The sequence below is a fragment of the Flavobacterium sp. PS2 genome (assembly GCF_046250155.1).
GTDB lineage: Bacteria > Bacteroidota > Bacteroidia > Flavobacteriales > Flavobacteriaceae > Flavobacterium.
Map to the genome: position 1 here is coordinate 171,890 of NZ_CP176426.1, position 23,167 is coordinate 195,056.

16 protein-coding genes and 3 tRNA genes are annotated in these 23,167 nt (G+C 32.2%); 12 read left to right on the top strand and 7 right to left on the bottom strand.

Annotation, left to right across the window (positions count from 1 at the left end; translation table 11 throughout):
* Nucleotides 1-310 precede the first annotated feature (310 nt).
* The 5 genes from ACJ6WR_RS00680 to ACJ6WR_RS00700 all read left to right on the top strand — a co-directional run bounded on the left by ACJ6WR_RS00680 (nucleotide 311) and on the right by ACJ6WR_RS00700 (nucleotide 6,458).
* A complete protein-coding gene (locus ACJ6WR_RS00680) occupies nucleotides 311-1,768 on the top strand; it encodes an FAD-dependent oxidoreductase (protein ID WP_409416769.1) in 1,458 nt (485 codons plus the stop codon).
* Between the two features lie 40 nt (nucleotides 1,769-1,808).
* The gene (locus ACJ6WR_RS00685) at nucleotides 1,809-2,606 is read left to right on the top strand and encodes a hypothetical protein (protein WP_409416770.1); all 798 of its coding nucleotides are present in this window, start codon (nucleotides 1,809-1,811) and stop codon (nucleotides 2,604-2,606) included.
* A 174-nt stretch (nucleotides 2,607-2,780) separates the two neighbouring features.
* Nucleotides 2,781-3,344 carry an adenylate kinase family protein gene (locus ACJ6WR_RS00690; protein WP_409416771.1) on the top strand — a complete coding sequence of 188 codons (564 nt, stop codon included), beginning with the start codon at nucleotides 2,781-2,783 and terminating at the stop codon, nucleotides 3,342-3,344.
* Between the two features lie 515 nt (nucleotides 3,345-3,859).
* The gene (locus ACJ6WR_RS00695; protein ID WP_409416772.1) at nucleotides 3,860-5,059 is read left to right on the top strand and encodes a serine hydrolase domain-containing protein; all 1,200 of its coding nucleotides are present in this window, start codon (nucleotides 3,860-3,862) and stop codon (nucleotides 5,057-5,059) included.
* 268 nt (nucleotides 5,060-5,327) lie between these two features.
* Nucleotides 5,328-6,458 carry a nuclear transport factor 2 family protein gene (locus tag ACJ6WR_RS00700; protein WP_409416773.1) on the top strand — a complete coding sequence of 377 codons (1,131 nt, stop codon included), beginning with the start codon at nucleotides 5,328-5,330 and terminating at the stop codon, nucleotides 6,456-6,458.
* Nucleotides 6,459-6,590: 132 nt separating this feature from the next.
* Here ACJ6WR_RS00700 and ACJ6WR_RS00705 read toward each other — a convergent pair.
* The 6 genes from ACJ6WR_RS00705 to ACJ6WR_RS00730 form a co-directional block, all read right to left on the bottom strand.
* Nucleotides 6,591-6,665, bottom strand: a tRNA-Val gene (locus ACJ6WR_RS00705).
* A gap of 267 nt (nucleotides 6,666-6,932) precedes the next feature.
* Nucleotides 6,933-7,877, bottom strand: a complete 945-nt coding sequence (locus ACJ6WR_RS00710; protein WP_409416774.1) for a hypothetical protein — start codon at nucleotides 7,875-7,877, stop codon at nucleotides 6,933-6,935.
* Between the two features lie 297 nt (nucleotides 7,878-8,174).
* Nucleotides 8,175-8,810 carry a class I SAM-dependent methyltransferase gene (locus ACJ6WR_RS00715; RefSeq protein WP_409416775.1) on the bottom strand — a complete coding sequence of 212 codons (636 nt, stop codon included), beginning with the start codon at nucleotides 8,808-8,810 and terminating at the stop codon, nucleotides 8,175-8,177.
* A gap of 30 nt (nucleotides 8,811-8,840) precedes the next feature.
* Nucleotides 8,841-9,881 carry a two-component regulator propeller domain-containing protein gene (locus ACJ6WR_RS00720; protein ID WP_409416776.1) on the bottom strand — a complete coding sequence of 347 codons (1,041 nt, stop codon included), beginning with the start codon at nucleotides 9,879-9,881 and terminating at the stop codon, nucleotides 8,841-8,843.
* 206 nt (nucleotides 9,882-10,087) lie between these two features.
* Nucleotides 10,088-10,161: transfer RNA gene (locus ACJ6WR_RS00725), tRNA-Arg, on the bottom strand.
* Nucleotides 10,162-10,252: 91 nt separating this feature from the next.
* Nucleotides 10,253-10,327 (bottom strand) — tRNA-Val (locus tag ACJ6WR_RS00730).
* A gap of 201 nt (nucleotides 10,328-10,528) precedes the next feature.
* Between ACJ6WR_RS00730 and ACJ6WR_RS00735 the strand changes: the two genes are divergently transcribed.
* On the top strand, nucleotides 10,529-12,316 hold the full coding sequence (locus ACJ6WR_RS00735) for an ABC transporter ATP-binding protein (RefSeq protein WP_086896057.1): 1,788 nt from the start codon (nucleotides 10,529-10,531) through the stop codon (nucleotides 12,314-12,316).
* 115 nt (nucleotides 12,317-12,431) lie between these two features.
* On the opposite strand, the gene ACJ6WR_RS00740 is transcribed toward ACJ6WR_RS00735, so the two are convergent.
* Nucleotides 12,432-13,598 carry a proline dehydrogenase family protein gene (locus ACJ6WR_RS00740; protein ID WP_409416777.1) on the bottom strand — a complete coding sequence of 389 codons (1,167 nt, stop codon included), beginning with the start codon at nucleotides 13,596-13,598 and terminating at the stop codon, nucleotides 12,432-12,434.
* Between the two features lie 181 nt (nucleotides 13,599-13,779).
* Here ACJ6WR_RS00740 and ACJ6WR_RS00745 point away from each other — a divergent pair, with 181 nt between their 5' ends.
* The 6 genes from ACJ6WR_RS00745 to recQ all read left to right on the top strand — a co-directional run bounded on the left by ACJ6WR_RS00745 (nucleotide 13,780) and on the right by recQ (nucleotide 22,709).
* Nucleotides 13,780-16,068 carry an O-antigen ligase family protein gene (locus ACJ6WR_RS00745; protein ID WP_409416778.1) on the top strand — a complete coding sequence of 763 codons (2,289 nt, stop codon included), beginning with the start codon at nucleotides 13,780-13,782 and terminating at the stop codon, nucleotides 16,066-16,068.
* Between the two features lie 191 nt (nucleotides 16,069-16,259).
* Nucleotides 16,260-17,327 carry a 3-dehydroquinate synthase gene (aroB, locus tag ACJ6WR_RS00750; protein WP_086896061.1) on the top strand — a complete coding sequence of 356 codons (1,068 nt, stop codon included), beginning with the start codon at nucleotides 16,260-16,262 and terminating at the stop codon, nucleotides 17,325-17,327.
* A gap of 294 nt (nucleotides 17,328-17,621) precedes the next feature.
* Nucleotides 17,622-19,025, top strand: coding sequence for a decarboxylase (locus ACJ6WR_RS00755; RefSeq protein WP_039114210.1), 1,404 nt, complete (start codon nucleotides 17,622-17,624; stop codon nucleotides 19,023-19,025).
* Between the two features lie 100 nt (nucleotides 19,026-19,125).
* Nucleotides 19,126-20,094 carry a deoxyhypusine synthase family protein gene (locus tag ACJ6WR_RS00760; protein WP_039114211.1) on the top strand — a complete coding sequence of 323 codons (969 nt, stop codon included), beginning with the start codon at nucleotides 19,126-19,128 and terminating at the stop codon, nucleotides 20,092-20,094.
* Nucleotides 20,095-20,103: 9 nt separating this feature from the next.
* Entirely contained in the window at nucleotides 20,104-20,511 is a 408-nt protein-coding gene (locus ACJ6WR_RS00765) for a DNA primase (RefSeq protein WP_086896062.1), read from the top strand.
* A gap of 86 nt (nucleotides 20,512-20,597) precedes the next feature.
* Nucleotides 20,598-22,709: a DNA helicase RecQ gene (recQ, locus tag ACJ6WR_RS00770; RefSeq protein WP_039114213.1), complete on the top strand. Its 2,112-nt coding sequence runs from the start codon at nucleotides 20,598-20,600 to the stop codon at nucleotides 22,707-22,709.
* Nucleotides 22,710-23,167 lie beyond the last annotated feature (458 nt).

Here is a 23,167-nt window from a genome sequence, read left to right on the forward strand (position 1 = left end):
AAAACTAGGTCTCTCTATTATATACCTGATCGTTTTTTTAGCAACGATTTTTCTTTTGATAAAGAACAATATAAATAAAAAAAGTAACGAATAAAAAACGTTCTTAATAGTAAGATGTAATTCTGACAACACGGAAAAGCAGCAACAAATAGACTTCAAAAGTATACAAGAAACCCAGATAGCTTTGTCTTAATTAAGATAAATAAATGGTTAGACATAGAAAACAAGTCTCACGATAACTCTTATATAGAGCAAGACATTGTATTTTTGCATACGGAACGAAGCAAAGATTAAGTTTAATATAGAGGAAGTGAAAAAAGGAGAAAATGAAGAGGTAAGCTGGACTATTTGCCCGGAATGCCAAGGACGCGGCAAAAAAAGCAGAAGAATCAGCAAGAAAGTTCGACTCCAATATCAAATGGCACTCGATCTATTTGAGAAAAACAAGGGAGAAGGAACGGCTCCAACTCGCCCTAAAGGATATTTATATTCCTGTACTATCTGTCACGGGTCTGGGTTGGTACATTCTACTACTCCACCTGTAGTAGATAAAGAAAACTATCCACACGTTGCTATTATTGGTGCTGGTATAGGAGGAGTTGCTCTGGCAGTAGCTTGTTTACACCGCGGAATCCCTTTTACTCTTTATGAGCGAGATAATGACTTTGCTGCAAGATCACAAGGCTACGGACTTACTTTGCAACAAGCGAGTAAAGCAATCGAAGGATTGGGTATTTTTTCGTTAAAAGATGGTGTGGTTTCAACAAGACATCTCGTTCATACTACAAAAGGAAAAGTGATTGGCGAATGGGGAGTTCGAAAATGGATACAATCGGATGTAAAAACCTCTCCAAAACGTTCAAATATACATATTGCACGACAATCTTTGCGCTTAGAGCTACTTGAGCAACTAGGCAAGCATGATATCGTACAATGGGGACATCAATTAATAGATTTTAAAGAATCTGAGGATGGAAGTGTTGATTTAAGTTTTCAAGTAAACGGCAAAATAAAAACGGCAAAAGCAGATCTTGTAGTTGGAGCCGATGGCATTCGTAGTTCAGTCCGCAGATTGCTTATTGGTGAAGACATTACCCCTTTACGCTATTTAGACTGTATTGTAATATTAGGTATTTGTCCTTTAAGTGCTCTCGAAAATCTTAATAGTTCTTTACTAGACTCAGCTACAGTGTTTCAAACTGCCAATGGTAATGAGCGAATCTATATTATGCCTTATACATCTGACTCGATAATGTGGCAACTTAGTTTCCCAATGCCCGAAGAAGAAGCCAAAGCATTAAGTGCCAAAGGCCCTCTAGCACTCAAGGAAGAAGCCTGTCGCAGAACTCAGTGGCACGACCCTATTCCTCAAATTTTGGCAGCTACTCAAGAAGCTCAAATTTCTGGTTATCCTGTTTATGATCGGGAATTACTCCAACCTGAATTGTTAGAAAAAGGACAGCAAGTAACTCTTATTGGAGATGCAGCCCACCCCATGAGTCCGTTTAAAGGTCAAGGAGCAAATCAGGCACTACTAGATGCCCTCTCACTCGCCCGAGGAATCACAAAAGAATGCAGACCTTTATCACAATGGAAAAAAGCTGGAATTAGAAAAAGTGTATTAAATGATTATGAAGCCGAAATGCTAGAACGTAGCGCTATAAAAGTAAAAGATTCAGCTGAAGCCGCACAGTTCCTACATTCCGAAGTTGTACTCCATGAAGGTGACCAACCGAGAGGAAGATGTTTGAAGAAAAAAGATGTGTAAGATGCTTTAATCAATTTAATATTTTTATCTAAATAAATATATGCTTGAAGAAAAACAATCTAAACTTAAGATAAGCAAAATTTTTTTAATGATTTTGAATTTATTTGGTTTAACCAATTATAAACAAAAAACTATTTTAATTCCGAAAGAATTTGTTGAAAGTGAAATTCCTAAAGTTGGGAGCGCTGAGTGGTCTTTATTAAATAATTCTATCGAATATAAGGTTCAGATTTTTGATGGAAAACTTAAAATTGAAAAATATAAGGGAGATCAAATATGCATCCTTCTGATGGCTAATGGCTATTTAGCAGGAAATGATGGAGGTGAATTTGGTGGAGGTAAGCTTATTTATGTTCCTAAAGATAATCCGAAAAACTTCATTAAAATTAAAGATGCAGCTATGAGACATATTTTCAAATTTAAAGATAAAATATATTTTATTGAAGGATTTGGAAATATGACATTTCATAGTGGTGAACTATACGAACTTGATATTAAAGATGATAATTTTAATTATAAGGAACTTGTCAACTTTGATGATACTCCCATGGCTTACACCATATATCAGGACAAAATTCTAATCGCTACACATAAAAAATTTTACATTCTCAAAGATTTTAAGAAAGAACTCGTTTTTAAAAGCACCTTTTGGGACAATTTATACCCAACTTCAATTGCAGCATTCGATGATGAAAATATATTTATGGGAGTAAGAGGTGGTATCGTAAAGCTTGATCTTACAAACAAAACAATTAAATTTTATAAGAATGCTATGCCAGATGAAATTAGTACTAAAATTAATTTAAAACTTCAGGAAATAAGAAATAGACAAAATTAAAAACCGCACTCTAAATCAACAACATACATCTTCGTTGTAGCCATTTTAATTTACAAAGCTCTTTCTGAAAAATGACATGTTGATCAAAAATGTTTTCTGTTTAAATTTGAAAAAAAGTTAATCACTCATAGCAACAATATTTCTTATATTAGCTTAAAAAACAATTACACTAAAATGGAAATTTTATTAATAACCGGACCACCATATTCAGGAAAAGGAACTCAATGTAATGTATTAAAAGAACTCCTTGGTTTTGAACATATTTCAACAGGTGATAAATGCAGAGAAGAAAAACAAAATGAAACCAAAATAGGAAAGATTATGTGTGAATATGAAGAAAAAGGAGATTTAGTTCCTGATTCTATCATGAAAGATCTTTTTAGTAAAATATTGGATGAAAATAAAACAAAATCGGGTATAATTCTAGATGGTTATCCAAGGACGAAAGCCCAAGTAGACGATTTAATAGAACTTGTTGATTCAAAAGGATTAAAAATCGGAAAAGCTTTAAATATCGAAGTTCCAAAATCTGAATTATTGATCAGAGCTCAAAAAAGAGCCGAAACATCTAATAGAAAAGACGACAAAGATCCTCAAATTCATATAAAACGTATAGAGGTTTTTGAAGAATCTACCAGACCTGCAATTGAATATATGAAATCAAAAATCAAAGTACTCACTTTTGATGGTCTTGGAACGATTGACGAAATTACTGAAAGAATAAAAGACAGCTTATAATAATCTTTATTTTTCTAAAGAAAATTAAAAATGAAAGAATGTTTTAATCAAATATTCTTTCATTTTTTTATTTTAGCGTATCTTAAATAAAATTTTCCAATTAAACTAAGTAGCAACTATTGTATAATGTCGTGTTTAAAAATTTGACAAAATAACACAACAGATTGATTTCAAGCTATTATTCCCAATATTGATTCTTTTGACTTTACGACATTTAAACTTTTGACTTACTTATAAATACCATAATTATGAAACGTAGAATTTATTTTATACTTAAGAGATTTATTTCAAAAATGATATCACACATAGAGATGTCGCTATATTACGCTTCATAAACCATATCTGTAAAGGGAAAACGGATATTGGGAGTCTAAAGACTTTATAAAAAAATCCTTTATGAAATTGAAGTAATAAAAACAGCTAAAAAATCACAAAGAATAGGCTGCATAGAAATAAGAGGAACTGATGTAATCATAACTAAAATAGAGAAAATATAGCATAAAAAATAACAGACAATGAAAAAAAAATCTTTAATTCTCATACTTTCAATACTAGTCTTTTCGTGTAACCAAAAAACCAAAAAAAATGATACGCTAACTAAAAACTTAAACTTAGCTTATAAAAAAGGGGCAATAATTGGATTTTCAGTTTCCTTGGTAAACGAAAAGGGATTAATTTACGATAAAGGTTTTGGATTTACAGATATTGAGCAAAAGAAAGCATACACATCAAATACAATTCAAAACATAGCTTCAATATCAAAAACGCTAATAGGAATATCTTTATTTAAAGCACAAGAATTAGGAAAATTAAATCTAAACGACCCAATCAATAAGTATTTACCATTCAAGATTGTTAATCCAAATCATCCTGAAATTCCAATCTTAATAAAACATTTGGCTTATCATACCTCTTCAATTACTGATCTTGATGAAGTTTATGCAAAATCATATATTTTAACGAAAGACAAACACGATGAAAATGAAGGAGTTTACGACTACTTCAATAAACCCAAAAATAATATTCCATTATCAGATTTCATGCGAAATAGTCTTACTGAAAACGGAAAATGGTATTCAAAAAATACATTTTTAAATGCTAAACCAGGAGAAAAGCGTGAATATTCAAATATAGCTGCTGCTCTTTGTGCTTTAGTAATAGAATCTGCAACGGGACAAGATTACGCCTCATTTACTAAAGAGAATATTCTAAAACCATTAAAAATGAATTCCTCTGGTTGGTCATCAAAAGATATTGATCCTAATAGACGTTCGAGATTATTTGCAAACAAAGAGAAGATGATTGCCGAGTATTCTCTCATAACATATCCTGATGGAGGATTTCTAACATCAAGTAAGGATTTAGGATTATTTTTATCAGAACTCATAAAAGGATATGAGGGAAATGGAAAACTTTTAAAGAAAGAAAGTTACAATAAACTCTTTGAAAAACAAACATTTGTTAGCAATGGAATAAATGAAGCATATGGTGTTTTTATTGAATTTCGTGATTCCTTTTTAGATATTAAAAATGAAATGATTGGTCATAACGGTTCAGACCCGGGTGTGTTTACAGCAATGTATTTTAATCCTAAAACTAAAATTGGCACCATAGTACTAGTCAACACTGATACCGATTTCACAGCTACTGTTTGGCCAGAAATAGAGCAAATTTGGAAATCTCTATCAGATTATCAAAATACAATTAATAAGTAAAGGCCAGTAGATAATCACCGATTTGATAGATTACGAAATTAAGTACAAAATCCCGATAGCAGATTTCTAATCCGTGCCCACACAATAAGACACGAGTAAAGACATAAATCTAATAAACTATTCTTAAACTGGAACAACATCTATAAACTACGCAAAAACTCATTTTTTTCTCTTAATATTTATAAATCAGGAGTCCTGATTTATAAATTCATTCCTGTTGAAATGCCACCAATCATAGCTTTGTGAAAAATTTAATTCAAAAAAGCTTATGAAAAAAATCATTTATTTTATCGCACTATTATTTTTGCCAGGTTGCTTATTAGCACAAACAGAAGAAGTATTAGTGAAAAAATGTATTGACAATTACATTGAAGGAAGTTCATACAACAAACCTGAAAGCATCGAAAAAGCATTTTATCCAGAAGCCAATCTGTTTTTAAGTCATAAAGACAAAGACCTCTGGATTGTACCTATTAACGAATACGCCAATGGGTATAAAAAGGGCGTTCAGGGGCAATTTAATGGTCGTATAGGCCGAATTCTTTCAGTTGAGTTGTATAACGATATTGCTTTGGCTAAGGCCGAAATAGTAATACCTTCCAAAAAATTAGAATTTATTGATCTGTTTTTACTTAAAAAGATTCAAGGCGAATGGAAAATTATTAGTAAATCTGCAACTAGCTTAAATTCTAATAAATCAGGACAGCGTATTCTATTTATTGTTTCTAATGCTCATTATTATGGTAAATCAACCATAGCAACAGGCAATAGTTTTTCTGAAATAGTAAATGCTTACAATACTTTTAAAACAGCAGGATACACCGTCGATTTTGTAAGCCCAGAAGGAGGAAGTATTCCATTGGCATATATCAACACATCCGACTCTTTGCAAAAGCAATATTTATTTGATCAAGATTTTATGTATGCACTAAAAAGCACTAAAAAACCCGAAGAAATTGATTCAAAAAATTATAAAGCTGTTCATTATATCGGTGGTGGATCTGCCATGTATGATGTACCTGAAAATAAAGAAATTCAAACTATTGCTCTTAAAGTATATGAAGAAAATAAGGGTATTATCTCTTCTGTTTGTCATGGAACTGCAGGAATTGTAAACTTAAAAACAAAAGACGGCAATTATTTAGTGGCAGGAAAAAAAATTAGTGGTTACCCCGATTCTTTCGAAAAGCAAGATGGAGAATATTATAAATACTTTCCATTCTTAATTCAAAAGACAATTGAAGAAAGAGGAGGCGTTTTTAAGTTTTCTGTTCGTAATGCCGCACATGTAGAAACGGATGGAAGAATCGTTACTGGACAAAATTTTCAATCGTCAAGTGGTGTAGCTTTAAAGATTATAGAATTAATAAATGATGGGAAAAAAGAAAATGGTATATAGTTTAGCATATAACTATTTATTTTATCAAACTTTATAATATGAAATAGATTAACGTTAGCATTAATTCCATAAATCAAAAATATTTCAAATAAGACATAAAAAAACTCCATTATTTCTAATGGAGTTTCTTTGTGGGCGATGAGGGGTTCGAACCCCCGACCCCCTCGGTGTAAACGAGGTGCTCTGAACCAGCTGAGCTAATCGCCCTATTTTACTAGGTTGCTATCGTTATCTGATTGCGAGTGCAAATATACAGTTAGATTTCGTATTTGCAAGCCTTTTTTTTAAATAATTTAAAAAAGTTCCATCTACACTGCTTACTTATCTTATTTGTAAGTCAGTAGACTTTTTACAAAAGACAAGTTTATTTTTAAAATTCAATGTTTTAAAACTGCTTTTTTATTTTCTAAAACAAAGCACTATCAAAAACAATCAAATGACGTAATACAAATGCCAAAATAAAATTGAAAAATGTCATAAGTATTCAGAAATATCAATCCAGACAATACTATTATAAGCATCTCCAGGAGATACTGCACTAAAAATTAGTCGACTACCATCAGGAAAGAATTTTGGATGCTGCGCATTGAGCTTAACTTTTGAATCAGTCAGCTGGACAGGAGGATTTTCAGGCTTACTTAAATTAAATAAATAGATTGCATAGCCCCCATCTCTATTGCTCTCGAAAGCAATATAGTTTCCATCAGGCGAAATAGCAGGAGCCCGTCCTTGAAAATGCTTATCGAAGCAATTTAAATTTGCTGAACGCTCCATAGGTATTGATAAAAATTCATTCCCGTCCTCGACATTAAGGAAAATATAGTTATCCTCCTGATTATAACTACCGCTAGATGAAGACTGGCCAGCAAATGCTATTAATCTTGGTTTATTTGGGAAAACTGCAGGCATACCGCCAAACATCATATTGTTATTAGTATCCTTACCGTTCATGTTGGTAATAACAATATTACCATCAATATCTAATAATGTACTGTGCGGTTTTGGCTGTTTATTGTTCATCACAACGAAACCTTTAAATGTTGGATCGATAGCCCATTGCGGATAAATACAACTCGTTGTATTTTTAATCTGTTTCAAGTTATTACCTTTGGCATCAACTGTCCAAACAGTAACCTTTTTCTCATATTCTAAATTCAAAACTATGTTATCACCAGACCAATCAGGTCTGGTTTGTTGGAGAGAATCACAGTTATTAAGAAAAAGTTGCGGAGAAGGATTTTTTAGATCATTGACAATAAAGAGCTGGGTAGCCGACGGCTCCAATTCAATATTGAATGACGTTCGTTCAAATATTACAGCTTCACCGTCCGGACCAATTGCTGGCCGGTAGTCATTAAAAAAACTATTTATACCGCCTTTCTCAAATGTAACCCAATTTAGTGCCGGATAATTGCTCATAATTTGATGGTATTATTGATTAAATAATTAGACTTTACATTCATCAAAACCAGACACATTCCTTAAAACACTAATATTCAAACAAATGACCATTGTAGAATTTATAAAATATAAATATTTTATGTCATGTATAAGTTGCCAATAATCTACAAACTATACTATTAAGATATGATTGCTACAGTTTCAAAAATAAATTATAAAGTACTCAAAACTAGGATATTTTAATTCTCAGACTATAAGTAAAAATACGTGATTTTAATAAATGGGTATAAATATTTAGTTTTTTATACCGTAATACTATACCTTCTTCTTCGCAATTAATATTGTATGAATCTCAATTTCGGTTTCTGATTTCTTATATTCTACTTTGAATGTTTGAAGTTCTTCAAATTTATTTTTAGCAAATTGCGCTTTTAAGTCATCTAAATTATAAAAATAGAAATAAATTCTATCACCACTATTCCCAACTTGAAAGCCAGATTTACTCGGATCTCCCTCTACAAAACTCATATAAATCAGTCCATTTTCATTCAATAGATTATAACAATCACTGATAAGTTTTTGACTATCTAACTGAGACAAATACGGCAAACAAAAGCCACAAACTATTCCGTCAAATTTTGTTTTGATTTCGTCAATATATCTACTATCCATTACAGCAAAACTTGCTGTTGGATTACTTTTACCTGCAAGTTCTATCATATTTGGTGCGATATCTATCCCGAAAATATCAAAGTCTGGCCTTTTTGATAATAAATACTTTGTAATATTCCCCGGCCCACAACCGATTTCTAAAATTTTTGGATTTGCTTTATCAAATGAACTGCATACAAAATCATAAGTGTCATTATACAAATCTAAGTCCATAAACTTGTCTTGATATAGCGAAGCAATTTTGTTCCAAGTTTCAAATGTTTCTTTATAGCTATCCATACTTTTGTAGTTCTTAAAATGGCGTAAATATTATTTCTGACTCTCTTTATTTTTAAAGTCCGTGACGGTCTTTCCATCATAACGATACACTCCGTTCATAGATCCAAACCAAATATTCCCATCACGAGCTTCTAAAATACCAAAAAGACCGTTTCCTCCTGATTTAATTTCGCTTATAGTAGGCTTTTTATCAGATAAAGACTTTCCGTCATACCTAAAAAGTGCCCAAACCTGACTATTGTTCCTTTGTGAACTAGTCCAAATATTACCTTGTTTATCCTCAAGTATATAACCAACAAAATTCTTCGTGAAACTGATAAATGTATTGCCATCATAGCACCAAAGACCATCAAACCCACCAAGCCAGATATTTCCTTTTTTATCTTCGATTAAAGAACGAACATTTTTAAAAGGTTTGTCGTTATGCGTGAAAACAGAAAATGTTTTTCCATCATAAATAAAGGTGTTACCTCTTGTAGCAAACCAAAACTTGCCATTTTTATCTTCTATAATAGAATTAACTTCATAAGGACGTCTATTCGGAAAAGTTTTCCCTGTCCTATCCTCATTCATGCTATTCCCATCTATGATGTAATTTCGAAAGGACTTGCCATCGTAACGGCTTGCTCCTCCGGAAACACCAAACCAAATGTTGCCTTTTTTATCTTCATAAATACTTGTAACTTCATTATTAAGAAGACCCTCCTTAATTGTAAAATTCTGAAAGGTTTTCCCGTCGTAATAATAAACACCTGAACCTATAGAACCGAACCACAAGTTGCCATTTCTATCTTCTAAAAGAGAAAAAAAACGAGTCGAAATCACTTTACTTGTAATATTAGTAAAAGACTTTCCATCGTACCGAAAAATACCAGTAAATGTAGCAATCCAAATATTATTCTTTCTGTCTTGTATAATATTTCGACTTATCCATTGAGGTCCATAGGAAGTAATTACATCCTCAGTTTTGGAGTGGATAATAATTCCCCCACTTTCTGTTTTGTTTTGTCGACAAGAGGTGTAAAGAAAAAGTATAAATAGCAAAGTACAAACCTGTAAGTATTTCTTCATTGTGTCTGATATTCGTTCAGATTATATTTTATACTAATATAAAAACAATTCTTAATAAATCATCAAATGACTTTTAGTTTACCAGATACTATCATGAATATGCATTTTGGAAGTTTTACTACTTTCTGATTGATCAATAAAAAAGTTGTAGTAAGAAAAAGCCATAAAAAAAGCTCCAAATCAGTGATTTGAAGCTTTTTATTTTGTGACCTCGACTGGATTCAAACCAGTAACCTCTTGAGCCGTAATCAAGTGCGCTATTCAGTTGCGCCACGAGGCCGATTGTGCAAATTTGCAATCCATACCCCAACAGTAAAGTACAAGTGGGGAAAGACATAAAAAAACTCCAATATTACTAATGGAGTTTTTAGTGGGCGATGAGGGGTTCGAACCCCCGACCCCCTCGGTGTAAACGAGGTGCTCTGAACCAGCTGAGCTAATCGCCCTATTTTACTAGGTTGCTATCATTATCTGATTGCGAGTGCAAATATACAGCTAGATTTCATATTCGCAAGCCTTTTTTTTAAATAAATTTAAAGTTTTTTTTACTCTACTCTTTTGCAGCGTTTTAATTACGTGATGAAATGCTACATTTCTTTTGTAGTAACTTGGTATAGTCATACATTTGCATTTATAAATACTATACAATGGCAAGATTCAAAGAAAATGATTTACCAAAATCAAAAATAACCGCTACTTCACTCAATAAAGCAACCATAATATTTAAATACGCAGGAAAACACCAATGGAAATTTTATGTAGGATTGGTCTTCTTACTCTTTACAGGAGCAACTGCTCTGGCCTTTCCTAAATTAATGGGAATGCTAATAGATTGTGTTAAGAACAAAGACAATTCTGAGGCTAATATGATTGCGCTAGGATTAGTTGTTATCCTTTTTTTACAATCAATATGTTCATTCTTCAGATTATCCTTATTTGTAAATTTTACCGAAAATACGCTGGCAAATCTTCGTTCGGCACTTTACAGTAATTTAGTAAAACTACCAATGTCATTCTTTTCTCAAAAACGAGTAGGAGAATTAAATAGTCGTATAAGTGCCGATATTACTCAAATACAAGACACATTAACTTCTACAATTGCCGAGTTTTTACGTCAGTTTATATTAATTATAGGAGGCGTTATTTTATTGGCTACCGAGAGCTTAAAACTAACCTTATTAATGCTATCTGTAGTTCCGCTTGTGGCAGTGGCAGCAGTTATTTTTGGTCGTTTTATTCGTAAATATTCTAAAAAAGTACAAGATCAGGTAGCCGAAAGTCAGGTAATTGTTGAAGAAACCATGCAAGGAATTAGCATTGTAAAAGCTTTTGCTAACGAATGGTACGAAATTGCACGTTATAACGGGAAAATTAAAGAAGTAGTAAAATTAGCCATCAAAGGTGGTAAATACCGTGGTTACTTTGCTTCCTTTATCATCTTTTGCTTATTTGGTGCAATTGTAGCTGTAGTTTGGTATGGTGTACGATTGAGTATTGCTGGCGAAATGAGCGTAGGACAATTAATCTCATTTGTACTCTACTCTACTTTTGTTGGAGCTTCTTTTGGTGGAATCGCCGAATTATACGCGCAAATCCAAAAAGCTATTGGAGCAACCGAGCGTGTTTTTGAATTATTAGACGAACATCCTGAGAAAATAAACTCACACCAAAATTCGACTGCAATCGAAAAAATACAAGGAAATGTTACTTTTAAAAACGTACAATTTAGTTATCCGTCAAGAAAAGAAATCAAGGTTTTAAAAGATGTAAATTTCACTGCTAAATTCGGTCAGAAAATTGCAATTGTTGGACCAAGTGGGGCTGGAAAATCGACAATCTCATCTTTGTTATTACGTTTTTATGATATTGATGCTGGAGAAATAATTGTAGACGGAAAAAACATCTACGATTACGATTTAGAAAATCTAAGAGGAAACATGAGTATTGTACCTCAAGATGTTATTTTATTTGGAGGAACCATCAGAGAAAACATCGCTTACGGTAAACCTGATGCAACCGAAGAAGAAATTTTAATAGCTGCCAGACAAGCCAATGCGTTTAATTTTATTGAAGGTTTTCCTGAAAAATTCGACACTTTGGTTGGAGAAAGAGGAATTAAACTTTCTGGTGGTCAACGCCAGCGTATAGCTATTGCACGTGCATTGCTTAAAAACCCAAGTATCTTAATTCTTGATGAAGCAACATCATCATTAGATAGCGAAAGCGAAAAACTGGTACAAGAAGCATTAGAGATTTTAATGCAAGGAAGAACAAGTATAATCATTGCTCATCGCCTATCAACGATTCGTAGTGCCGACCAAATTTTGGTTCTGGATAATGGAATTATTTCAGAACAAGGAACGCACCAGGAATTAATTGCGTTAGAAAACGGAACATATAAAAACTTAAGCAACTTACAATTTAGTAATTCTTAAGTTTTAAAGATTAAATCTGGAAAGTAAAATCAAAAAAAAACTCCAATTTTCATTGGAGTTTTTTTATATTAACTGGAGATTGTAATCTGCAACTGAAAACTGAGACTAAAATCTACTATCCTTTTCTTCTCTTACGCTCTGCTTTTAAAAGCTCAAGTTCTCTATTTGTTTGTCCCGCAACCGAAGTGTTTTCTTCCGCTCGACGGATAAGGTAAGGCATAACGTCTTTTACAGGTCCAAATGGCAAGTATTTAGCAACATTATAGCCGTTTTCAGCAAGGTTGTAGCTAATATTATCACTCATACCGTATAACTGACCAAAACAAATTCTGTGGTCGTTACTTTTAATTCCTCTTTCCTGCATCAATTGCATTAAAGTATAAGAACTGTTTTCGTTATGTGTTCCTGCAAAAATAGACATAGTTTCTAAATGCGCTAACATATATAAAACTGCTGCATCGTAATTGATATCCGTAGCTTCTTTTGATTCACAAATTGGCGAAGGATAATTTTTCTCTTCTGCTCTTTTGTTTTCTTTTTCCATGTAAGCACCACGAACTAGTTTCATACCAATGAAAAAACCTTCTGTTTTAGCTTGTTCATGCAATTTTTTCAAATAATCCAAACGATCCCAACGGTACATTTGTAATGTATTGAATATAATTGTTTTCTGTTTATTATACTTACGCATCATTTCGGTAACCAATTCATCGGCTGCATCTTGCATCCAGCTTTCTTCAGCATCAATAAGTAAAGCCACATCATTTTTATGCGCTTCCTTACATACAATATCAAAACGCTCTACTACTCTATTCCATTCCGCTTGTTCAGCAGCGTTTAAAGTTTGCTTTTCTCCTAATTTTTCATACAATTCAAAACGACCCAAACCTGTTGGTTTAAAAACCGCAAACGGGATTGCCTCACGTTCTTTGGCAAACTCAATTGTTTTTAAAGTCATTTTTAAAGCAGCATCAAATTGCTCCTCTTCTTCTTTCCCTTCTACTGAATAATCTAATACGGAACAAACACCTTTAGTGTACATTTTGTCAACAACAGTAATACAATCGTTCTCGTTTACACCACCACAAAAATGGTCGAAAACTGTAGCACGAATTAATTTTTCTACTGGTAAATTTGCTTTTAAAGCAAAGTTAGTTACAGCCGTTCCTATGCGAACTAAAGGCTGATTAGCAATCATTTTAAAAAGAAAATAAGCTCTTTCAAGTTCTGTATCACTTTTTAACGAAAATGCAACTTGTGTATTATTAAATATTTTTTCCATTATTAGGGATTTTTTTGTGCAAATATAGAGAGAGTTTGAATACTTTTTTTGTTAAAAATTCATTATTTCACATTATTAAATGCCTAAAACAAATAAAAACAAGGTAAAAATGTAAATTTTCACTTAATAAAAAAAGTTATATTTGTTAAAGAAAAAATATTAATCGATAAAATGTTTTCTTATGGCAAACAATATTGACAAGCAAAATATTTCAGACACCGTTGTTATTTTTTTTACAATATCGCTTTTACTCACCAATTTCCTGCCCCATCCCAAATCTATCGATCTTCTTTATCCTCAGTTTTTATACCTATCGGGGCTAAACTTAGTAATGGGATTGTATTTTTATCTTAATCCAAATGTCATTTCCACCGATACCTTTCCGCTCTTAAAAAAGAGTTCTCTCTTAAGGTTATACCTCCTATTTATTATTCTTTGCGGCATATCTGCCATTAATACAAAAAATACAACTTTAGTTTTAGAGAAAATAACAGAACTAATCATAGCCTTTTGTTTAGTGGTAAACTTCACCGTTTTACTAAAAAACAGACTTGATTTATTTAATAAAATTATTTTCATTGTTGGTATAACAGCCTTTTTACAATCCTGTGTCGAAATATACAATTTAAAGCTATTAGCATCTCAGGCAACAATATCATTTGGGCTTCAGAATATGATAAAAACCACAGGAAACATTAATATTTTAGCTTCAAGCTTAACTATCAAAATCCCTTTTCTACTACTCGGAATCACTACTTTTTCAGGTTTTAAAAAATTGTTTTCATACATCACATTATTACTTGTTCTCACAACCATCCTTTTAACTGCGGCAAGAGCAACATTTATTAGTATGTTTTTAATTTTTATTGTCTATATACTCTACTATCTAAAAAATAATTCGGCTAACAAATCCTCTTTAGGAACTTGTTTATCGCTCATTATCCCGATTATTATAGCTGTATTTATTACCAATTTAGTTTTTGAAAGATCTGCAAACGAAGAACGCTACATATCATTAAGAAACCGGGTAGAACAAATAAATCTTAAGGATGAATCTATTAAAACCAGAATAACAATTTGGAGAAATTCGATACAATTAGCCAAAGAAAACCCAATTACAGGCGTTGGATTAGGAAATTATAAAGTAGAATCTATTCCGTATGAGAAAACATTAGATAACAATTCTTCTATTTCTTTACACTCTCATAATGATTTCCTGGAAGTAGCTGCCGAAACAGGAATCTTAAACGGCTTGATCTATCTATCCATTTTTATTCTTATTACTTTTATCAATATAAAAAGAATCTTCAAATCAGCTGAAACTAACCGCAAAACAATTGCCTTACTAACCTTGATGATGACGATTGTTTATGGAGTCGATTCTGCTATAAACTTCCCGATGTTTCGTCCTGCAATGCTAATTTTCTTGTGTTTAATATTTGTATTAACAATCATTAATACTCCACCTCCATCAAGCCTTGAATTTGAAACTAACAAAAGTAAATCCTATTTAATACTGATTATAATAAGCATAATAACTAGCTATTTTGCCTTTTTAAACAACAAAGCTTCAAGTCTTGAATATTTAATCCAAAAAGATGTTGAAAGTTTATTTGCTACAAATAATTTAACTGGTGATGAACTACTTAAAAGAATACCAAAATATAAAAATACACTTAGCACAGCCGAATCATTTTATGAATATGCTGGTATTTATTATACAAATGAAAAAAGATATAACGACGCATTAAAATACCTTTCGAAAGCTGATAAAATAAACCCTCATTTCGGACGCATCTTCTTTTATAAAATGGTTATATCGAATGCAAAAGGAAACATAGACAGCGCTTATATCTATGCAAAACAGGCGTTTTATTTACGACCTCGAAATGTAAATTTCTTTAAAATGTCTGCACAATTTGCACGTGCTAAAAACGATACTTCAGAGATATTTAAAGAACATAATCTCTTTATTAAATACCGAAACATTCCCGAAGCGTGGGGAATTGCTGCAGAGGAACTACAAAAAAGTAATTATAACAGCTCCAAATTACTCCGTTTTATAGACAACGGTTTGCGATACCATCCTGCCGACACTCTTTTGACTAAACAGAAAAACAACATTTTAATTCAAAAATATACCAACGAAGGTCGGGATTTATTCCTGAAAAATGATTTAAAAAAGAGTCTTGAGTTATACCAGAAAGCATTAAAAATCGACCCAAATAATCCCGATACAATGCAAAACTTAGCATTCTATTATTATAGCCTAGGCAAATACCAAGATGCTAAATCATATTTTCTGGAAGCATTAAAACGTCGTGAGTTTAAATCTGGACGTACCGAATTTTTTATAGGCAATTGTTACCTAAAAACTAACGAAAGAGAAAATGCCTGTAAGTACTTTTCTATTTCAAAAGCCAAAAACTTTCCTGATGCTCAGCAGCAATTAAATCTAAACTGTAAGTAATACAACTAATTATAAAAATAAAACAACCTCTTTTACGTTTCATTTCATTACTTTTAACAGAAAAGTAAGTTGTTTGTTATTGAATATTTTTTCTCTTATTAGTTAGTATTTTATGCAAATTAGAGAGCAGGTTTGAATATTTTTTAGTTTAAAATGCCTTATTTTTGCGCTTTCAATTAACTACAGAAAACATGCAATCAATTCACGCCAATAATTATCCGATACATTTTAATCAAAATGCATACGAAGCTTTAAATAATCATTTAAAAGAAAATAAGTATTCAAACCTGTTCATTGTTGTAGATACCGACACAAATGAATATTGTTTACCTAAATTTTTACCTTTATTAGAAACGGACTTAACTATCGAAATTATCGAGTTTGAATCGGGCGAAATCAATAAAAATATTGAAACTTGCATCGAAATATGGAAGGTTCTAACGGAACTTGGTGCTGATAGAAAAACATTGGTTATTAATCTTGGTGGTGGCGTTGTTACCGATTTAGGTGGTTTTGTAGCTTCTACATTTAAACGTGGAGTTGATTTTATACACATCCCAACTACTTTATTATCTATGGTTGATGCATCTGTTGGTGGTAAAAATGGTGTTGACTTAGGGAATTTAAAAAACCAGATTGGTGTTATCAATGTACCTAAAATGGTATTAATTGATACGCAATACCTGGAAACTCTACCTCAAAGCGAGATGCGTTCTGGTCTTGCCGAAATGCTAAAACACGGATTAATTTATGATGCTGCATATTGGGAGAAATTTTTAGATTTAAAAGCTATCGATTTTGCAGATCTAGACGAGTTAATTTATCGCTCGGTAGAGATTAAAAACGAGATTGTAATGCAAGATCCTACTGAAAAACATATTCGTAAGGCTTTAAATTTCGGACATACATTAGGACACGCTATCGAAAGTTACTTTTTAGAAAATGAAAATAAGAAAACATTACTACATGGTGAGGCAATTGCTATAGGTATGATTCTGGAAAGTTACATATCGTTACACAAAAATTTAATTACAAAAGAGGAATATTCACAGATAAAATCGGCTATAAAATCTATTTATGACGATGTTATTATTGAAGAAAATGATATCGAACCTATCTTAGAATTACTAATTCATGATAAGAAAAACGAATATGGCTTAATTCAGTTTGCATTAATAGAAGGAATCGGGAAAATAAAGATCAATCAATCGGTTGAAAATGAATTAATTCTTGAGTCCTTTCAAGATTACAAATCTTAACGTATTTTTTAATAAAAAAGCTTTGCTTTACGTATATAATATTTTTTACATTTGCAGCGTGAAAAAAAATCAAAAACAAAAAGAATTCCGTTCATACAAGAACCAAGTCAATACTTCATTCCTGAGGATATTGAACCGTTTTTATAATATAAAAGGAAACTATTGTTTTGACCTGTTTCAATGTACAAAAGCGGAGCACGAGAAACTACAAATCGTGTATGCAAATATTCGGGTTTGAATTTTAGATTATTTTATTGTTTACCACATAATTTAATTTAAAATATACATATCTCAATGAATACAAAATATTCTGATTTAATCAATCAAACTTATTACTTTCCTCAAGAGGAATTTACTTTAAACAAAGACAACCTTCAATTCCACAACATCGATTTGATGAAATTAGTAGAAAAATATGGTACGCCATTAAAATTTACTTATTTACCTCAAATTTCTAATAATATCAACAAAGCAAAAAGTTGGTTTAGAAAATCGATGGAAAAAAATAAATACGAAGCTAAATACTATTACTGCTATTGTACTAAAAGTTCGCATTTTGAGTTTATCATGAATGAAGCTTTCAAAAACAATATCCATATAGAAACTTCTTCGGCGTTTGACATCAATATCGCGGAAAATTTATTGGAGAATGGCAAGATTAACAAAAATACACATATAATATGTAATGGTTTTAAAAGAGACCAATACGTAACTAATATCGCAAGACTTATAAATAATGGTCATAAAAACACCATTCCGATTATTGATAATTACGAAGAACTTGATTTGCTTCAGGCAGAAATAAAAGGTAAATTTAAAATCGGAATTAGAATTGCTGCCGAAGAAGAACCAAAATTTGAGTTCTATACTTCGAGATTAGGAATTGGATACAAAAATATTGTTCCTTTTTACAAAAAAGAGATCAAAGAAAATAAAAATTTGGAACTAAAAATGTTGCACTTTTTTATTAATACAGGTATCAACGACAATGCATATTACTGGAATGAGTTGGTAAAATGTATTAAAGTTTATGTAGCTTTAAAAAAGGAATGCCCTACTCTAGATGGTTTGAACATCGGAGGTGGATTCCCAATTAAAAACTCATTGGCTTTTGAGTACGATTACCAATACATGATTGATGAAATTATCAATCAAATTAAAATTGCTTGTGATGAAGCTGAAGTAGATGTTCCAAATATTTTTACTGAATTCGGTTCATTTACCGTAGGTGAAAGTGGTGGTGCGATTTATCAGATTCTTTACCAAAAACAACAAAATGACAGAGAAAAATGGAATATGATTGATTCTTCTTTCATAACTACTTTACCTGACACTTGGGCAATTAACAAACGATTTATTATGCTGGCTGTAAACCGGTGGAATGATACTTACGAACGGGTTCTATTAGGCGGACTTACTTGTGATAGTGACGATTATTACAATTCCGAACAAAATATGAATGCCATTTACTTACCTAAATATAATAAAGAAAAGCCTTTATATATTGGTTTCTTCAATACAGGAGCTTATCAGGAAACGATTGGTGGTTATGGAGGATTACATCACTGTTTAATCCCACAACCTAAGCACATTTTGATAGATAGAGATGAGAATGGATTTTTGGCAACTGAAGTCTTTTCAGAAGAGCAAACATCAGATCAAGTATTGAAGATATTAGGGTACAGTAAAAAACAATAAAAAAAATCGCAAATTGTACTATATTTTTATAAATTTTATTAATTTGCATAACAATCTTTAAGGGTTTTTATAACCTTTGAATTCAAAAAAAAAAGAAAAAATGAAAGGACCAATTAGTCAGTTTATTGAAAAACATTATTTACACTTTAACTCTGCATCTTTAGTTGATGCTGCAAAAGCATACGAGCAACAATTGGCAAATGGAGCCAAAATGATGGTAAGTATGGCTGGAGCAATGAGTACTGCCGAAATTGGAAAGATTTTTGCCGAAATAATTCGTCAGGACAAAGTTCAAATCATTTCTTGTACAGGTGCAAATCTAGAAGAAGACATCATGAATCTAGTGGCACACTCTCACTACGAAAGAGTGCCAAACTATCGTGATTTAACTCCTCAGGATGAGTGGGATTTATTAGAAAGAGGATTAAACAGAGTTACAGATACTTGTATCCCTGAGCATGAAGCATTCCGTCGTTTGCAAAAACATATCTACAAAATATGGAAAGATGCAGATGATAAAGGAGAGCGTTATTTCCCACATGAATTCATGTACAAAATGTTACTTTCTGGTGTATTAGAAGAATACTACGAAATTGACTTAAAAGATAGCTGGATGTATGCTGCAGCAGAGAAAAATTTACCTATTATTGTACCAGGATGGGAAGATAGCACAATGGGTAACATTTTCGCTTCATACGTAATCAAAGGTGAATTAAAAGCATCTACGATGAAATCTGGAATCGAATATATGGTTTTCTTATCAGATTGGTACCCTAAAAATAGCACTAACGGAATTGGATTTTTCCAAATTGGTGGTGGTATTGCTGGAGATTTCCCGATTTGTGTGGTACCAATGTTATACCAAGATATGGAAATGCACGATGTTCCGTTTTGGAGCTATTTCTGTCAAATTTCAGACTCAACAACCAGTTATGGTTCATACTCTGGAGCCGTTCCTAATGAAAAAATTACTTGGGGTAAATTAGATATTAAAACACCTAAGTTCATTATAGAGTCAGACGCTACCATTGTAGCACCGTTAATTTTTGCATATTTATTAGATTTATAGAATAACTTTATGAAAAGAGTAATAGTTGATTACGCTAAACTTACCAATGAAATTTTAAACTTATTAGTTGATAAATTTCCTGATGGTTATGATGATTCGGATGTTATCCGTTTTAGAAATGCTAAAAACGAATTGATAGAAGCCGTTGAAGTACGTACAGAAGATACTATCTATTTAGTAAAAATTAGTACTAAACTTGCTGATAGAATTGAAAATTACGATGAAGATGATGAAATCGATGCAGATGTTGACACAATCGAACCAATAAAAGGTCTTGATCTAGACGACGACGCTGCTGACGATGACGACGATGAAGATGAAAACTTAGACAAGCCAGATCTTGACGGAGATGATGACGATGAAGACCGTGAGAAAGATATCGCCGATGAGGATGATGACGAAGAAGATGAAGATTAATTAATCTGAATATTTCAAAATAAAAAAGGAACTCATAATATGAGTTCCTTTTTTATTTAGTAAATTACCTACAAAAATATAAGCCAATGAAAACAGAAATATTACACGCCAAGCTAAAAGAAAATTTTGGATTTGAAAAATTCAGACCAAACCAAGAAGATATTATAAATACAATACTTTCTGGTCGGGATACTTTAGCAATTATGCCTACTGGTGGCGGAAAATCTATCTGTTTTCAGTTACCGGCATTAGTACTACCAGGAATTACAATCGTTATTTCCCCTCTTATTGCCTTGATGAAAGATCAAGTCGATAGCTTGAAAGCAAACGGAATTGCTGCTTGTTTTATAAACAGCAGCCAATCTGAGCAAGAGCAACAATTTTACATGGAAAGCTTAAAATCTAACACAATAAAGTTGGTTTACATAGCTCCCGAAAGCTTATCTTATCTAGATATCATTTTCAATCAATTAACGGTAAGCTTAATAGCAATAGACGAAGCGCATTGTATCTCGGCTTGGGGACATGATTTTCGTCCTGCTTATACTAATTTAGGATATCTAAAAAATCGCTTCCCTTCCACTCCTGTCCTTGCATTAACAGCAACTGCCGATAAAGCAACGAGAACCGACATTACAAAACAATTAAATTTAAATAACCCGAAAACGGTTGTTGCTTCTTTTGATAGAAAAAATTTAAGTCTGGAAGTACGTCCTGCTCTCGACAGAGTAAAACAAATTATAGATTTTATAGAAAAGAAACCTCACGAATCTGGGATTGTTTATTGCCTAAGCAGAAAAACAACCGAAGAACTTGCAGGAAAATTACAAAAAAGAGGAATTAACGCCAAAGCATATCATGCAGGTCTAGATAATAAACTACGTTCTAAAACTCAGGATGATTTTATAAACGACGATTGCCAGGTTGTTTGTGCTACAATTGCCTTTGGGATGGGAATCGATAAATCAAATGTTCGTTGGGTAATTCATTACAATTTACCTAAAAATATAGAGGGTTATTATCAGGAAATCGGAAGAGCTGGTCGTGATGGTTTGCCATCAGAAACTATTTTGTTCGAAAGTTACAGCGATGTTATTCAGTTGCAGAAATTTGCTTCTGAAGGTTTAAACGCCGAAGTACAACTTGCAAAATTAGAACGAATGAAACAATATGCGGACGCTTTAAGCTGTCGCAGAAAAATCTTGCTTTCTTATTTTGGTGAATTAGTAAATGAAAACTGTGGTAACTGTGATATTTGCAAAAATCCTCCTAAGTTTTTTGATGGAACCGTTATTGCTCAAAAAGCGCTATCAGCCATTACACGTTTACAAGAAAAAGAAACTTTAGCAGTAATTGTCGACTTTCTTAGAGGTTCTAAAAACGCTCATATTTACGAAAACGAATATCAGAATTTAAAAACTTATGGTATTGGTGCCGATATTTCTTGGTACGATTGGAACCAATATTTAATTCAGTTGATAAATTTAGGCTATTGCGAAATTGCTTTTCACCAACACAATAAAATTTTACTGACTTCTTTTGCTAAAAAAGTATTATTTGAAGGGGAAAAAGTTCAGCTTACAACAGTAGTTAAGAAAGCTATTGAGCAAATTGAAATACAAGAAAAAGCTACTAAAGCTAAGCCAAATTCTCTTTTTGAAATACTCAGACAATTGCGCTACAAAATCTCTAAAGAAGAAGAAGTTCCGGCTTATGTAATTTTTAGCGATGCTGTTTTAAGGCAAATGGAATTATTACGACCAATGAGCGATGATGAACTTATCGCAATTGACGGAGTCGGAAAAGCCAAACTCGAGAAGTATGGTTCTGATTTTGTAAATGCTATAATCGATTTTTTTAAAAACAAAAAAGCTCCAAAGGCAAAATCTAAAAAGGAAAGCAGCACATATAAAGTAACCTTAGAGTTATTTCAGGAAGGAATTTCTATTGAGGCTATCGCAGCAAAAAGGAAACTTGGTATTTCGACAATTGCATCTCACTTAGCCAAGCTATATGTTGATGGGCATGATATTAATTTATCTGATTATGTCTCTGATGCCGAAGTTATCCAGATAAGAAAAGCCCAAGTAAAACTTGAAAATCCTGAAACACTAAAGCCCTATTATGACTTTTTTGAAGAGCAAATTTCTTATGATAAAATACGCTTAGGCCTGGCGATTATTGAGAAGAATTATTAAAACATGATAAATTCACGTACTCATTAAACGATATTACACCTCTAAATCTTTGTCAAAATTTTGAACTTTGACAAAGATTATTGTGTTTCTTACAGGGATTTATCGCACTCAAAAAAGCAAGTTTGCAGAAAATTATCTATCAAAATTGAGACGAATTCTATTTTTATTCGTTTAAAAAATCCGTTTTATCAACGTTTTTGCTTTAGCAAATCCGTATCATCTGCGTTCCTTTAAGACTTTCTAGCGGAATCGAAGGACACAAACTACTCGCGTATCAACAAAAACAAGACAAATTGCAATTACTCTTCGACTCGACTCAGGAGGACAAATTTGAAACTTTAATCACAAAATCTTTTATAAACTAGGATAATCCTTAGCCCTGATGGAAACGGCATCCTTTTTATTTTTCCTTTAAAAATAAAAAGATATAGTAAACAGCAGGAATAGCTTCAAAAAAA